We start from the raw sequence: 614 nt of genomic DNA, 5'->3' as shown, positions 1-614 counted from the left end.
CCTGGCTTTTCTTTTTGCTTGTTATCATTCTGTATTAACAGCTCTACAAACTGTTTCGCTACTTCTTGCCCTTTATCTTGCGTATTTTCTGTTAAAACTGTTACGCGCTTTTCCAATGCTCGATTTTCTGTTTTTAGCTCTTTTACTTGTTCCGTCCATTTCTTTTCCGTTTGCTCAACTTTATGCTGTAAGGTGCGATTTTGATTCCATAACCATACACTGATACCCACTAATACAACTATGATTAAACCAACGATTCCCTGTTTCATCCCTAATCCTCGCTTTCTTTCCGCTTATTTCGGCAAATAAGGTGATGGGTCGACTTGACCAAACGTCAAAGATGTTTTGATCTCAAAGTGAAGATGTGGCCCTGTTACTTGCCCTGTTCTTCCGCAAACACCTACCTGTTGACCGACTCCAATGTTTTGACCTTCCTGTACAGTAATGGACGACATATGACCGTATAAACTCCAATATCCATTCCCATGATTAATTACAACTACGTTTCCATATCCGCCAAACCCCGAACCGGAAGCGCCAAATTTCGCCCACTCTACAACGCCACCTTTCGACGCGGCAATTGGTGTGACACCGTCTTGGCAAGAATAATCAAT

The 614-nt window shown here is 42.0% G+C and carries 1 protein-coding gene and 1 pseudogene; both read right to left on the bottom strand.

The annotated features are described in order from the left end of the window. Window positions 1-269 (bottom strand): annotated as a pseudogene (locus ACQGS6_RS29455) (hypothetical protein); the annotation flags it as partial. Window positions 270-293: 24 nt separating this feature from the next. Further along, on the bottom strand, window positions 294-614 hold a 321-nt coding region (locus ACQGS6_RS29450), incomplete at its 5' end, for a M23 family metallopeptidase (protein WP_426966108.1).

The organism is Bacillus sp. GMs2/2, from assembly GCF_050172095.1.
GTDB classification, from domain to species: Bacteria; Bacillota; Bacilli; order Bacillales; family Bacillaceae_G; genus Bacillus_A; species Bacillus_A cereus.
Note: the sequence above shows the minus strand (reverse complement) of the source record. Positions and strands in the feature narration are given on the sequence as shown.